The sequence below is a fragment of the Marinicrinis lubricantis genome (assembly GCF_042658665.1).
GTDB lineage: Bacteria > Bacillota > Bacilli > Paenibacillales > KCTC-33676 > Marinicrinis > Marinicrinis lubricantis.
Genome location: NZ_JBHSQV010000155.1, coordinates 1 through 14,523, shown reverse-complemented (window position 1 = coordinate 14,523; position 14,523 = coordinate 1). Strand labels below are relative to the sequence as shown.

The window sequence follows — 14,523 nt, the reverse complement described above, 5'->3', positions numbered from 1 at the left end:
TTCTGAAACATGTTTAAATCGGCTCTGATGAATCATAATAATGTCGGAATCTTTCCAAACCCTAATCAAAAAGGAGATCAAGCAATGAAGGTATATGTGCTGCATGCAAGCATGTTTGGACATACTGAGGTATTGGGTACTGCGATCGCAGAAGGCGCTAAGCAAGTGAGCGGCGCGGATGTTGTGTTTAAATCCGTAGATGATGTTGATCCGGAAGAATTGAAAGAAGCCAGCGCAATTATTTGGGGCAGCGGAGGCATATTCGGTGAACCTAACCTTAAAATGTCTACCTTCTTATCCAAATTAGGCGGAATGTGGTTTACTGGTGCGTTGCAAGGAAAAGTAGGCGGCGTATTCGCTACGACGACAACTCAGCACGGAGGCGTCGAAAACGTTTGTCGCGCACTGCAAACCCCTATGTATCATCATGGAATGATTATCGTATCTCATACTGGACCGGGCACCGCAGAGAGAACTCAGTATGGTTGTCCTTACGGTGCAGTAGCCGTTATTCCTGTAGAGGCGGCCAAAGACGCTCCGTTGAATGTACCAGCTGAGGAAGAGATGCAGCTCGCCAGAGAATACGGAAAATCAGTGGCAGAAGTAGCAAGCAAATTGTTTAAGTAAAGCTCAGAGGGAGTCAGCATGTAGATGTTGGCTCCATTTTTTGTCGATCACTAATCTTTGAAAACGTTGTGTTTCAGGCGGATTTGAATTACGATGACAGAGGAGCAAAGCGGTGTTCTCCATATTATCGGATGGGGGTAGAAAGGATGCATAGAAGAACGACTGGCGTTATTTTCATATGTATCGCTGCGTTTTTATACGGAATCCGTTATTTGGCAGCAGCGATTTGGGGATCTGGAGTCTTATCTTGGAATCATGGGATGTTTCAAAGCATGCTGGAGTATGTCGGGGACGGACCTGTTATGTTCAGCACGATTGCTCTGATTATTGGCTTGATTTATCTGATATTAGGTGAAATCGAGTCCTTCATTCCGCTTGGTACGAAAATAAAAAAGAAGTTGAAAAAAGATGTACAGCAGATGAAAGACAACTGGAATGAATTCGACACGAAAGGTTGATTCGTCTTTACAACATACCGAAGGTTTCACTACAATAAAAGATATTCAGCATAGACCGTTCAAACGGATAAGGGGGAGAAGAAATGCTGCTGATTGATCCGCAAGCCGTACAAGTTATTCTTCAGTCCATGAAAGATCAGGATATATTTATATGCCTGGAAATGACAACAGGCGCTTATGCTTCGCATATGGACAATTCAAAATTTACCGCCTCGACGTTCATACATAATGGCATCATTCGTTTTTCACAGGGAAGCATCGCCGGAGACGGACCGTACCGTATCGGTCTGAAAACGCAGAACGGCTGGGTGTACTCACAAGGTTTAACTCACTGGGACGATTCGGAATCAGACAGGCTTATTCTAGCTGGACATGACAGTGAGGGCAAGCTGGTCGTTGGATTGCAATTAGGACGAAGTCCATTTTAAACACGAGACGAGAGAGGAGAGAGGATCGTATGGAGAGACAAAAACACTTACTCGTGGTGCTTCCGCATCCCGATGATGAATCCAATATGTCTGGCACGTTAGCATGGCATATCCATCACGGAACTCCCGTGACCTATGTTTGCTTAACTTTAGGCGAGATGGGCAGAAATATGGGAAATCCGATCATCGCGAATAGGGCTTCCTTGCCCGAGATTCGTAAACAAGAGCTGGAGGCATCCTGCAGAAGCATTGGAATACAAGATCTCCGCATGTGGGGATACCGCGACAAAACGATTGAATTTGAGGATCAGGAAGCACTCATTTCTCGAATTAACGGTGTCATTGCTGAATTAAAGCCGACATTGATTATTACCTTTTATCCAGGATATAGTGTCCATCCAGATCATGATGCATGCGGTGCGGCGGTGATTCAAGCGGTTCAGAGACTGCCGCAAGACGAAAGGCCGACCGTACATTGTGTTGCATTCTCTGCAGGCTGTGAAGATGTGTTGGGACCGCCTGATGTGATGAATGAGGTCAGTGAGTTTTATGAGCAGAAGGTTGGATCGTTTCAGGCGCACAAATCCCAATTTCAAATTATGGTCGGAAGCCGATCCTTTGATGATCCGCAGGTGAAAGCGTATTGGGGTACAGAACGGTTTTGGACATATCGTTTTAAGGATGAATAAAGCCACGCGAATAACTTCGAGAATAGAACAAAATTCGCTGTCTAGTAAAATACGGAGGAGTCTTGTTCTACCGATGTGTATCGAGATATAATAAATACCTGAGAAAGATCCGGGATGATTTAATACGTTAACAAGAAAGTGGGAAGAGTATGGGCCGCAAGTGGAACAACATTAAAGAGAAGAAAGCGTCTAAGGATGCAAATACAAGCCGGGTTTATGCCAAGTTCGGCGTCGAAATTTATGTTGCTGCAAAGAAAGGTGAACCGGATCCTGAATCTAACCGTGCGCTGAAAGTCGTACTGGAACGGGCTAAAACATATAACGTACCCAAGTCGATTATCGACCGTGCGCTCGAGAAGGCCAAAGGCAGCGCAGAAGAAAATTACGAGGAGCTTCGTTATGAAGGCTTCGGTCCGAACGGATCGATGGTCATCGTCGATGCACTTACGAACAATGTCAATCGGACAGCACCGGAAGTGCGTTCCGCATTCAATAAGAATGGCGGGAACATGGGCGTCAGTGGTTCCGTATCGTATATGTTCGACTCGACCGCTGTCATCGGGCTTGAAGGCAAATCCGTTGACGAAGTGATTGAGATTCTATTGGAAGCAGATGTCGATGTTCGCGATGTGCTCGAAGAGGACGAGACGGTTATCGTTTATGCTGAGCCGGATCAATTTCACGCGGTGCAAGAAGCATTCAAGAATGTCGGCATTACGGAGTTTGCCGTGGCGGAATTAACGATGCTGCCGCAAACTTATGTAACGCTCCCTCCGGATGCGCAAGCCCAATTTGAGAAAATGATTGATGCGCTGGAAGACCTGGAGGATGTTCAACAAGTTTATCATAATGTGGAAATGCCCGATTAATTACTGAAGCACAGTAAGGAACCTTCTAAAGTCAGACTTGACTCAAGAAGGTTCTTTTTATTTGATACATAAACAGATCTGCGTATATGACTAGCTGTTATGAAGGAGGTCATACCATTGAAAGAATCATATGGATTAGGAATTGTCCTGGAAAGAATGAAGAGGCAGCGTCTGCTTCACCCCATCGATAGCTTTGAGGATGAATCGGAGTATATTGCCCTATTTAAACTGCTTCAGCCGGTTGCCCCCGTACATTTTACAAGACCGGGAGACCCGCCTAGACTTGTGCACCGAACAAGAATGGATGACTTAGACTTTTCCAGTGAGCTTAGAAGGGAACACCGTACGATTAAAGGTCGTTTTCTTGGCGGCCGGGTGGGCTATGTCCTTGAAGAAGACTTGGAAACGTACGCAATCGCTTTTCGAAAAAACTTAACAAAAATGAAGCCGATACATGAAGATGTCTTAAGCGCCATCAAAGCGGCTGGCGGTATTTCAAAGGACCAGCTGAAAGAAGAACTGGACTATCCCGCAGGCGAAATATCTAAGGCACTGCAGGATCTGCAGGCTGCATTTTACGTATATGAGGATCAAACTGACACCGATTGGGATACCGGATGGTTTGATTTTTCCACGGAGTGGTTCCCCTTAAGTACAGAACCGGAACGTTATCGTGAAGCACTGCAGACCGTCATTCTGTGTTTTATCAAAGCGATGGTGTTCGCCACCTTTGAACAGATCAAAAGCTGGTCCCAGTTAACACGGAAGGTCATTCAGGAAACGATACATAATCTCTCCGAAAACGGTAATTTAGTTCGAAAAACGATTCCATCCCTTGGGGAAGGATTTATGCTGCCGGAAGATGCCGCTGTCGATTATGAAGCTCAATCCATTCCTGCTTCTGTATATATGATGGACAAGTCTGATTTTCTCGTTCGCGCTCATATGGAGAAGCTTCAGGAGCGTTTCCCAGGCAAAGACGTGCTTCAGTATTTATACATTGACGGAAGCTTCCGAGGCGCAGTTAAAGGACACTGGCGAATCGGGCCGTATGATATTGATGATGTTGTCGTAGAGCTGGAAGATGAAGAAGCTGCTGCACGAAAAGAAGAGATCCTATCTGCGGTTCGAACAATCTATTCACCGGATACCCATCAAGTGCTCCGCTACAACGGAATCGAAGTATAATGCCGTGTACCGAATGATCGATATGGACACCGGAAAGGAAATGGGAGGAAATCAAATGGCTTACGATATTGAACATAAGTTTGTGGTTGCGGTTGCATCCAGCGCCTTGTTTGATTTAACAGAATCGGATGAGGTATTCAGGGAAAAAGGGGAGGATGCCTACCGCACCTATCAACGAGAGCATGAGCGTGATACGTTAAAGCCGGGAGTTGCATTTCCGCTTATCAAAAGACTGCTCCGTTTGAATGGGGATTTGCCTGAGGATCAGCCCGTTGAAGTCGTGCTCCTGTCGCGAAACGATCCAGACACGGGACTTAGGGTCTTCAAGTCTATAGAACAATACGGCCTTCCGATCAGCAGAGCTGTATTCGTCGCCGGTAACAACCCGTTCCGTTACATGGACGCGCTCAATGCATCGTTATTTTTGTCCGGCAATCCAGATGATGTGAAGCATGCCGTAGAATTGGGACTTCCTGCGGGCTGTGTGTTTCCATCGGATTACATCGATAATGACGACGATCCGGAGCTGCGGCTTGCTTTCGATTTCGATGGGATTATCGGCGATGATTCCGCGGAGCGAATTTATCAGGAAGAAGGGAAGCTGGATTCCTTTCATCAGCACGAAAAGCTGAAGGCCGGTGAGCCGCTGCCTGACGGGCCGCTGTTAAAATTTTTCAGGGAAATCTCGAAGCTGCAAAAGCGGATGACTCAGAAAAATAAAGAAAATCCCGGCGATAAAACCATGATTCGCATTGCTATCGCCACTGCAAGAAATGCACCCGCCCATGAAAGAGTAATTTCAACCTTACGAAATCACGATATTCGAGTGGATGAAGCCTTCTTTCTTGGAGGAATTGATAAGCGGAGAGTGCTGCAAATTTTTAAGCCCCATATATTCTTTGATGATCAAGTATCCCATATCGAGGGTGTATCCAGAATCGCGCCATCGGTACACGTGCCGTTCGGTGTGACCAATAGAGCAATAGCTCAAGATTAATGGACAACTTCTTACTCTTTTTTCATCCGCATACTACCGCTGTTTCGGTTTAGTGACTTCCTTTTATGGAAAAAGTGAAATTAGGTAGTTGATATGTGTGAATGAAGGTGAGGAATTTGTTAAAAAGACAGCTCCGGCAACTCCTCTGGTCGGGCATCTTATTCGGCATAGGGCTGGTTGCTTTTTTCGATGAGGCTGTGTTTCATCAGCTGCTGCATTGGCATCATTTTTACGACAAAACGACGACTCACATCGGCCTTGTGTCGGATGGATTGTTTCATGCGTTCAGCTGGTTCGCAACAATTGGTGGATTATTTTGGCTTGCGGATCTTCGAAGAAGATATGCTTGGTCCCCGCGAAGCTGGTGGGGAGGCGTGCTCCTCGGAGGCGGGGCATTTCAATTGTACGACGGTATTATTCAGCATAAGCTTATGCGTATACATCAAATTCGTTATGTAGATGAAATAATGGTATACGATATGGTCTGGAACGTGATTGCTGTGATCCTGATTGCTGTCGGCCTATTCCTGTATTTGCGGAGCACAAACGAATGGCTTCAGCGGGCAGAAAGGTCGCCGTTCGATGAATCATGATGCTCATGCCCATCTGACTCATCACAGCGGAGGATGGGGAGATTGGTTATTCGTTGGAGTGTGTGTATCACTTCTATTCGGTTACGGCATCTCTGCGGTCAAGACCAGTCGTATGTACAAGCGATGGCCGCGTTATCGCTATGTTTTCTGGATGTTGGGGATCCTATGTGCAGCTGCAGCTACGGTGGGCCCGATTGCACATCGAGCACACGGTCATTTCACCTTCCATATGATCGGTCACCTCTTATTAGGCATGCTTGCGCCATTGCTGATTGTATTCTCTGCTCCGTTGACGCTTGTTTTGAGAACAGTGCCTATAAAGTACGCCAGAAGGATCACAGCACTATTGAAAACCCGTTACGTTCGAATGGTGTGCGATCCGTTTATCGCCGCATTACTGAATATCGGCGGGTTATGGGTGTTATATACGACTGAATTATATTCCGCGATGCAAGAACATCTGGTGGTACACCTCATGGTCCATATTCATATATTTATGGCGGGGTATGTATTTACGGTATCCATCATTCCGAATGAACCGATGCCTCATCGAACCTCGTATATGTATCGGACTCTTGCACTTGTGGTGGCCGCAGCAGGACACAGCATTTTGTCTAAATTGATCTATGCCTTTCCGCCTAACGGCGTTCCAATATCCGATGCCCAAATCGGTGGACTCCTCATGTATTATGGCGGTGATACAATCGAAATCGCGATGATTGCGGTATTATGCTATCGGTGGTATGAAGCTGCAGGCTCAAAGCATCCTTCTGTTGCGCCAATGAATCGATGAAGATTAGCCACCGCCTTGAACAAATCTCACGATTATATAACTGTTATATATGACGGAAGCTCATGAATCGAAGGCAAGAAATACAAAAAAAGCAGAGCCTTCTGGACTTAGAAGTCCGAGAAGACACTACTCATGGCTACTACACTATACCTTGAATCCGCTTATCATTCCAGATGTAAATGTTGACATCGAACTGTTAGAAGAAGTGGATGAGCCTAAAGGAGGAATCTGCTATTGAAGCGATGGTTGACACGACACAATACGCTGCGAAATCAAATGCTGTTCGGATTTCTTCTCGTCATGCTGATCATTCTTTGTGTAGCGGGTTATATCACATATCATTCCGTATCATCGCTGCTCAAAAACAACGCAGAAAAGCATATTCAGCAGACGGCGGTTCAAGCAAGCGGCCGGCTTGAAGCGATTCTGAAGCAGGTCGATATGCTGACGACACAGGTGGCGACCGACCTTTATGTTCAGGAGCTTCTCGAGAAGGAGTGGCACGGGGAGAAAGTTACATTTACCGAGCAGCAGGAGCTTCAGCCCGTCGTCAATCTCATTCAGCTTTACTCCAGCGGGATTCGTTCGGTCGAGCTCTTCACGAGCGAGAATCGCAGATTATTTCCGCTGGACGGTCATCTTCTGAACCGCAAAATAAGCCCGAAATGGTTAACGATCGCAAGAGAAAACAAGGGGAGGCTCGTTTGGATCGGAATGGATCCCAACGATGAAAACTCTGTCATGGCTGTCCGCAGTATTAGCATGATGAATGAAGCCTTTTCGCCGGGAGGATATCTTCTAATCCGTATGGAGCGCGAATTGTTTCATATCAGTGAGAATTCGCAGTCAGAAGACGGACTAGAAATGATGCTGGTAGCTGGTCCGGACAATCGGCTCATTGCTCCCGTAAGCAGCCCTTGGACTGATCAAGAGGTCAGAAGATGGTTGGCATCAAATGACCAGATGGTTGAGATCGAGGGAGAGCGGTATATGCTGATCCGCGAAAAATCCTCAATGACCGACTGGACACTGCTCATTCTTACACCCCTAAGTGAAATCACCCGAGGCGTATCGGTACTAAAAACGGCGATTTGGTTCTCTGCTGCAATAGGAGCACTGCTCTTTATAGTGCTTTCATTTATGTTATCTACAGTCATTACACGCCCCATCTTCAAGCTCATTAAAACGATGAGAGGCATAAGACTTGGCCATTTGCAGCCAGCCGAGGAGATTTCTTCGGCATTAGAGATTAATGAGCTGCATCGCACCTATAACCAAATGGTCGCAGAGATGAACGATTTAATCCATCTCGTATATGAAAAGGAACTTCTGCAAAGCCGTACAGAGTTGAAAGCGCTTCAAGCGCAAATCAATCCGCATTTTCTATTCAACACCTTAGAAGCGCTGTATTGGTCGCTTATCGAAAAGGACGAAGATGAACTGGCTGATTTTGTCGTCACCATGTCGGACTTGTTTCGCTATACGATAACAGGCTCGAATAAGGATGAATGGGTTACCGTACGAGACGAACTCGATCATATTGAACGCTATTTATCGATTATGAAGGTTCGATTTGGCGAACGGATCTCCTGGTCTATTGAAGCGGAAGATCATTGCTTCCGTTATCAGCTTCCAAAACTGCTCATTCAACCGTTGGTGGAGAATGCCATTCTGCACGGCGTCGAGCAAAAGATCGGATCGGGCCATGTAAACATATCTCTTCGCCGAAAAGAGGATCTGCTGGAAATTTCGGTGGCAGACAATGGGGCAGGAATGGATGAAGAAACATTGGTGCAGCTTCATGCAGCTCTTCGTCAAGGGATTGTCCCATCTTCGAAAGGAACGGGTGTAGGCATACATAACGTACAGCAAAGAATTCGTCTTTATTTCCGCCATGAGACCGACCCTTCCGTTGGGATTTCGATCACCAGCCAGAAGGGAGCGGGTACAGAGGTCATGCTTCGCATACCTATGGTGATGAAAGGGGGAAACATGGAATATGAGCCAAAATATATTGATCGTGGATGATGAGCAGCATACACGTGTCGGACTGAAGAGAATGCTGGAAAAATGGAGCGCTGGCAAATACGGTATTTGGATGGCCGAGAATGCTATTGAAGCCCAAATCCTATTAAGGGAGAAGACCGTACACCTGCTCATTACAGATATACGTATGCCGGAGGTATCGGGCCTGAATTTGGCGGAAGCCTTGAATGAACAGCAGCTTCGGTTTATGCCGGCCGTCATTCTCATTTCCGGATATGCCGAGTTTAGTTACGCTCAGCAGGCTATACAATACGGCGTTGTCAATTATTTGCTTAAACCGATCAGCCGCGACAAGCTGATTGCTGCGGTGGAACAAGGACTGCAAAGCGCCGAACATCGCAATCGGATTGGAATGATCGAAAAGATCGTAGACCCCAAAGTACTGGAGCTAAAAACAGATCATCTGCATTACAGTGAACCCGTGAAGCAAATCTTCCAATTCGTAGAAGAGCATCTGGATATTTCGATCGGACTGAAGGAAGCAGCCGAGCATATTCATATGAACTCAAGCTATATCAGTGCCTTATTCAAAGAACAGGTCCAAATGACATTCAGCGAATATGTGGCCAGACGCAAGGTACAGAAGGCAAAGGAACTGCTCGTTCAAACAAATTTAACGATTAGTGAAATTGCGGATCGTCTCGGATACCAAACCTCAAAATACTTTACAAAGCTGTTTAAAACCTATGAAGGGACAAGTCCCGGCCAGTACCGTACTCAATTGAGCGGAGAAGCTGCAAACGATGAAGGAAATTAACTGAACAATCTAAAAAAAGTGGAATATTCCCTAACAGTTGAGACCTTATTTTGCCAGCAGCCAAGTGTTACACTAAATCTCGGCAAGAGTGGAAACGCATTCAAAATGCTGGAATGAGGGGGAAGAAGCGATGAAACGAAAAGTATCGGCTGTCTTGACACTGCTGCTGGCTTTCATACTGGTAATCACAGCATGCGGCGAGGGCTCGAATTCAAGTAATGGGAATCCAGGTCAAAATGAAAACGTGGAAACGTCAGGATCGCATTCGAATGACAATGCAGACGAGGCGGACACGCAAGAAGAAGTGACAATTCAAATGATGCACTTGTGGCCGGATGGCAGCAATTCCGCGCAAAACAAGCTGGTCAAGGAAATTATTGAGGCTTACACTGCCGAAAATCCGCATGTCACCATTAAAACCGAAATACTAGAGAATGAACAGTACAAGAACAAGCTAAAGGTGCTCTCGGCATCCAATAGTTTGCCGGATGTCGGCTTTACTTGGGCAGCGGGTTTTCTTGAACCGTATGTCAAAGGTGAACTGTTCGCACCGCTCGACGAACTGCTTCAGAATGAATTAAACGACCAGTTCGTAGCCGGTACGACAGAAGCCTTCGCTATGGACGGTCAAACCTATGCGCTGCCTGTTGAATTGAACATTGTACCTGTCTTTTACAATAAGGCGATCTTTGAGCAATATGGTTTAGAACCGCCGCAAACCTATGAACAATTCAAGCAAATTGTAACCACCTTAAAAGAAAATGGTGTAACGCCCATTGCGCTTGGAGGCAAAGACGCATGGACAGGATCGTTCTGGTATATGTACCTTGCCGATCGTCTCGGGGGAGCGGATCTGATGGACCAATCGGTTGCGAATGAGACGTTCCAGGATCCCAACTTGATCGAAGCGGCGAGAATGGCACAAGAGTTAGTCGATATGGATGCGTTCATTAAGGGCTTTAACGGCTTGTCCAACGATGAAGCCAAATCGGAATTCATGAATGAAAAAGCCGCCATGTACGCCATGGGCACATGGGAAGTGCCTAACTATACGACAAGTCCAGACGTTCCGCAGGAGTTCAAAGAGAAGGTCGGCTTCTTTAAATTCCCGACGATTGAAGGCGGCAAGGGAGAATTAAACAATTGGGTTGGCGGCGTTGGCGTCGGCATGTTCGTAGCGGAGAATTCAAAGGTAAAGGATGAGGCAATGAAATTCGCAGCATTCTTCGCCAAGATGTGGGGAGAGAAATCCGTCACCGAAGCCGGAATTATTCCAGGTACAAAGGTAAATACGGACACGGTGCAGCTACCTCAAATGTTTACCGATCTATTGAACGAACTCAATCAAGCGAATAAAGTAACGCTTTATCTTGATGTCCAGATGAAGCCCGTCGCTTCCGAAGAGCATCACAATCTGATTCAAGCCCTGCTCGGCAAGGAAATTACGCCTGAGGAATTCGCACAGAAGCAGGAGGAAGTGCTGAAGGCCGGCAAATAAACCGTCTGCAGGCAAAGAGGACGCAGCATTGACGGCTGTGTCCTTTTTCAATGTCCAGAAAGGAGATGCACAACATGAACAAAGTCATGTCGAACAAATGGATCATCGCTTTATATGTCCTGCCATCACTGCTGCTTATTCTGTGCATGATCTATATTCCTATCGTACTCACTGGCTATTACGGACTGATGGAATGGGATGGAATCGGACAGATGACCTTCATCGGTCTGGAAAATTATATGAACCTGCTGCAGGATGACGATTTCTGGTCCAGTGTGAAGCATTCGCTTTTATTTGCCGGCTTCTCTACAATCAGTCTAGCAGTATATATGCTGGTCGCTCTGATTTTGTCCGGGAATATAAAGGGAGGAAATCTATTTCGAAAAATATATCTCATACCGATGCTGCTTTCTTCTGTTGCCATCGCCCAGTTATGGCTCAAAATATATCATCCGACGAGCGGCATGATGAATCAGTTTTTAATGAAGATTGGAGTAGAGGACCCGCCTGCATGGCTTGCAGAGCCTTCGATTGTACTGTATGCGATCTTTGTTCCAATCCTGTGGCAGTATGCCGGATTTTACATCCTCATCTACTACGCCGCTTTAAAAAATATCCCGGCTTCCTTGGTGGAAGCGGCGCGAATCGACGGCGCGAATGCGTGGCAGGTTGCCCTAAAGATCAAGCTTCCGCTTATCGCGGAGGTCATGAAGGTGACGATCGTGTTAGCTGTCATCGGTTCTTTAAAATATTTTGATTTAATTTACGTCATGACAGACGGCGGACCGAACGGTGCCAGCGAGGTCATGGCATCCTATATGTATCATCAAGCGTTCCGGGGATTTGATTTCGGTTACGGCAGCGCTATCGGTTTTTCACTGCTGCTGATCTGCCTAATTGCAACGTGGATCATTCGCAAGCTTACGGCATCGAAGGATAAAATCCAATATTCGTAAGAAAGGGGATGTCACATGAATACCATCATTTCTACACCCAACGGTGGACGATCAGGCCTGCAAAAAACGGGATTTGCTTTGCTGTATTTGCTGTTATGTGCGGCTGCGGTCATTCAAATTCTACCGTTAGTGTGGCTCTTCTTATTTTCGATCAAAAACAGCCAAGAGGTGTTCGATTTGCCGCCGTTCGCTTTTCCCGCCAGTCCTAAATGGGAGAACTATACGAACGTCTGGGAGAGGGGAAATATCGGACAATATTTCATGAACAGCGTCTGGATCACGTTAGTCTCCGTTATTCTAACGGTATTACTGGCCAGCTTTGTTACCTTTGCGATGACTCGGATGCGGTGGAAGCTGCAGGGCTTGGTGCTGGGGATCTTCATGGTCGGCATGATGATCCCGGTTCATTCGACCTTGATTCCGCTCTTTAACGTGTTCCAGAAGGTGAACTTGATTGATTCGCAGTGGAGCGTCATATGGTCTTATACGGCATTCAATCTGCCGATCACCATCATGATCCTGCTTGGTTTCTATTACGCTCTCCCCAAAGAAGTAGAAGAAGCGGCGGTAATGGATGGCTGCTCCGTGAATCGCCTCTTTTTTCGAATCATCCTACCGATGACTTCATCGGTCATTGTGACTGCGGCGATTATTAATATGATATATAATTGGAATGAGTTTATTTTCGTCAATACGTTCATCAACTCGGATACGCTCAAAACCTTAACGGTGGGGGTCCAATCCTTCGTCGGTCAATACACAACAGATTGGGGCGCGATCGGTGCAACGCTGATGATCAGCATTGTACCGATTCTGATCCTGTTCTTACTGCTGAGCAATCGTATCGTGGAAGGTATCGCCGCCGGCTCGGTGAAGGGGTAAACATTATAATAATGAGGAGGCATGCTCATGGTATACGACACGATTATTCATCATGTGAAGACGAGCACCAAAGCGGTCGCATTCACGTTCGATGATGGACCGAATCCTGTCTATACGCCACAGGTGCTGGAGATTTTCAAAGAAGTGAATGGAAAGGCAACCTTTTTTATGATTGGGGAACGTATGCTGAAGTATCCGGAAATCGTGGACTTGGTGACAGCAGCAAAACATGAAATCGGGAATCATACGAATACGCATCCGGGCCTTAGCAAGCTTGATCCTGCCGATGTACGACATGAAATCATCGAAACCGATCGGATCATTGAGAGAATGATAGGGAAGAGGCCGGTTACGTTTCGACCGCCGTACTTTGATTATAGTGAAGAAGCGCGAGACGTTTGCTTGCAGCTCGGTTACCGTACCATTGGTGCAGTTCACTCAGATGCGCGGGACTGGGAAATGCCCGGCGTGGATCATATCGTCGCGGAAAATAGAAAACAGATTCGCCCCGGCAGCATCTTCATTTTCCATGACGGCTTTGATGATCGATCTCAAACCGTTGAAGCCGTTCGCATCTTGGCACATGAGCTGGTAGAGCAGGGGTATGAGCTGGTTACGGTAAGTGAGCTGATGAATAAAGTAGCTGAATAAATAAAGAGCTTTAGTTAAGATCAAAAAGGCTGAACCAACATGGTTTAGCTTTTTTTAATGGATTAAATAGAGATAGATTATCATTTCTTCCACATTATAGGAGGATTTTACCGAATTAATGTCGAATATCCACGTTTATTAGGCAATTATTACCTCTTTATATAGTTCTATTGATGTATTACTTGCCGAATCTTCAATTCAGAACGGGAGAAGTAGTAATGAAATTCAGGTTTTTTTTGAGCTTGCTATTATTATTTAGCATGTTGTCATCCGTTGCCAATGCCGAAGACAAATTGACATTTACACAAGAAGACAGATCAATTTATTATTTTCAGGTTCTCGGTGCAAATATTTATCGAAATCCTTCGGAGACTCCGAAAATGCATATTACCAAATTGGATTATTCTACTGGTCAGTACAGTTTAGTGGAAGAAATTCCACTGCCTGAATTAGTGATAGAAGATCGATCAGCAATGACGTTCGCTAGTCTTTTCATTAATCCTGACAACAATAACGAAATATTCGGAAACTTATCTGATAAAGTGTTTAAATTCGATTATACATTAAGGAAGACGGAAGTCTTATTTTCAATTGAAAATGAACGGATTGTTGACATATATCCAGCAATCAATATGTACGTAACTTCCGAACTTAGTCCATATAGTGACTATAAAATATATGCGCTGGATACACAAAAATTATTACATACAGCAACTGCATATCCGGTCATTAAAGACTATAGAAGTTATGTGAATAAGCGAGGAGTAGATATACAGTACGAACCAAAGCAAGGCAATCTATTTGTGCCCGAAGACACTCCTTATGAAATAGATTCAAACGGCACCATTAAATATATACCTACGAACCAAAGGAAAGACTATGCCAAGAGTTCTTTTACCCAATATTTTAATAATGGATACATATATAAAGAAACTAGCAGGAGAGGTTTATTTACTACAGATGAAGGTAGCGTCAAGAAATTTGTGTAAATAGAAAAACCATTTCTTGTAGATGCCGTTGTTTAGTCGGTGGTTGTGAACATTGCTAGAAGTTCAGCGCGTGCCTGGTCAAAGCCGGTATGGCAACGAGTT

16 protein-coding genes are annotated in these 14,523 nt (G+C 45.5%); all 16 read left to right on the top strand.

The window, feature by feature from the left end; genetic code table 11:
- Nucleotides 1-84 precede the first annotated feature (84 nt).
- The 16 genes from ACFPXP_RS12415 (at nt 85) to ACFPXP_RS12340 (ending at nt 14,421) form a co-directional block, all read left to right on the top strand.
- Complete coding sequence (locus tag ACFPXP_RS12415) at nt 85-627, top strand: flavodoxin family protein (protein WP_379894553.1); 543 nt, start codon at nt 85-87, stop codon at nt 625-627.
- Between the two features lie 146 nt (nt 628-773).
- Entirely contained in the window at nt 774-1,085 is a 312-nt protein-coding gene (locus tag ACFPXP_RS12410; RefSeq protein WP_379894552.1) for a hypothetical protein, read from the top strand.
- Nucleotides 1,086-1,168: 83 nt separating this feature from the next.
- A complete protein-coding gene (locus ACFPXP_RS12405) occupies nt 1,169-1,513 on the top strand; it encodes a YojF family protein (protein ID WP_379894551.1) in 345 nt (114 codons plus the stop codon).
- Nucleotides 1,514-1,542: 29 nt separating this feature from the next.
- The gene (gene bshB2 / locus ACFPXP_RS12400; protein WP_379894550.1) at nt 1,543-2,202 is read left to right on the top strand and encodes a bacillithiol biosynthesis deacetylase BshB2; all 660 of its coding nucleotides are present in this window, start codon (nt 1,543-1,545) and stop codon (nt 2,200-2,202) included.
- Between the two features lie 149 nt (nt 2,203-2,351).
- Nucleotides 2,352-3,071 (top strand): YebC/PmpR family DNA-binding transcriptional regulator, encoded by a 720-nt coding sequence (locus ACFPXP_RS12395; RefSeq protein ID WP_379894549.1) that lies wholly within the window; start codon nt 2,352-2,354, stop codon nt 3,069-3,071.
- Nucleotides 3,072-3,188: 117 nt separating this feature from the next.
- Complete coding sequence (locus ACFPXP_RS12390; RefSeq protein ID WP_379894548.1) at nt 3,189-4,259, top strand: DNA glycosylase AlkZ-like family protein; 1,071 nt, start codon at nt 3,189-3,191, stop codon at nt 4,257-4,259.
- Nucleotides 4,260-4,314: 55 nt separating this feature from the next.
- Nucleotides 4,315-5,256, top strand: a complete 942-nt coding sequence (locus tag ACFPXP_RS12385) for a 5'-nucleotidase (protein ID WP_379894547.1) — start codon at nt 4,315-4,317, stop codon at nt 5,254-5,256.
- A gap of 116 nt (nt 5,257-5,372) precedes the next feature.
- Nucleotides 5,373-5,849: a DUF2243 domain-containing protein gene (locus ACFPXP_RS12380; RefSeq protein ID WP_379894546.1), complete on the top strand. Its 477-nt coding sequence runs from the start codon at nt 5,373-5,375 to the stop codon at nt 5,847-5,849.
- Nucleotides 5,839-6,642 carry a cytochrome c oxidase assembly protein gene (locus ACFPXP_RS12375; RefSeq protein WP_379894545.1) on the top strand — a complete coding sequence of 268 codons (804 nt, stop codon included), beginning with the start codon at nt 5,839-5,841 and terminating at the stop codon, nt 6,640-6,642. The genes ACFPXP_RS12380 and ACFPXP_RS12375 overlap by 11 nt, the downstream gene beginning before the upstream one ends.
- Nucleotides 6,643-6,876: 234 nt before the next feature.
- Nucleotides 6,877-8,670: a cache domain-containing sensor histidine kinase gene (locus tag ACFPXP_RS12370; protein ID WP_379894544.1), complete on the top strand. Its 1,794-nt coding sequence runs from the start codon at nt 6,877-6,879 to the stop codon at nt 8,668-8,670.
- Nucleotides 8,642-9,445 carry a response regulator transcription factor gene (locus ACFPXP_RS12365; RefSeq protein WP_379894543.1) on the top strand — a complete coding sequence of 268 codons (804 nt, stop codon included), beginning with the start codon at nt 8,642-8,644 and terminating at the stop codon, nt 9,443-9,445. Before ACFPXP_RS12370 ends, ACFPXP_RS12365 begins: the two co-directional genes overlap by 29 nt.
- A 130-nt stretch (nt 9,446-9,575) precedes the next feature.
- Nucleotides 9,576-10,943: an extracellular solute-binding protein gene (locus tag ACFPXP_RS12360; RefSeq protein ID WP_379894542.1), complete on the top strand. Its 1,368-nt coding sequence runs from the start codon at nt 9,576-9,578 to the stop codon at nt 10,941-10,943.
- 74 nt (nt 10,944-11,017) lie between these two features.
- Nucleotides 11,018-11,899 carry a carbohydrate ABC transporter permease gene (locus tag ACFPXP_RS12355; protein ID WP_379894541.1) on the top strand — a complete coding sequence of 294 codons (882 nt, stop codon included), beginning with the start codon at nt 11,018-11,020 and terminating at the stop codon, nt 11,897-11,899.
- 15 nt (nt 11,900-11,914) lie between these two features.
- On the top strand, nt 11,915-12,781 hold the full coding sequence (locus tag ACFPXP_RS12350) for a carbohydrate ABC transporter permease (protein WP_379894540.1): 867 nt from the start codon (nt 11,915-11,917) through the stop codon (nt 12,779-12,781).
- Between the two features lie 27 nt (nt 12,782-12,808).
- A complete protein-coding gene (locus tag ACFPXP_RS12345) occupies nt 12,809-13,432 on the top strand; it encodes a polysaccharide deacetylase family protein (protein ID WP_379894539.1) in 624 nt (207 codons plus the stop codon).
- Between the two features lie 218 nt (nt 13,433-13,650).
- Nucleotides 13,651-14,421 (top strand): hypothetical protein, encoded by a 771-nt coding sequence (locus tag ACFPXP_RS12340; RefSeq protein WP_379894537.1) that lies wholly within the window; start codon nt 13,651-13,653, stop codon nt 14,419-14,421.
- The last annotated feature ends 102 nt before the right edge of the window (nt 14,422-14,523 follow it).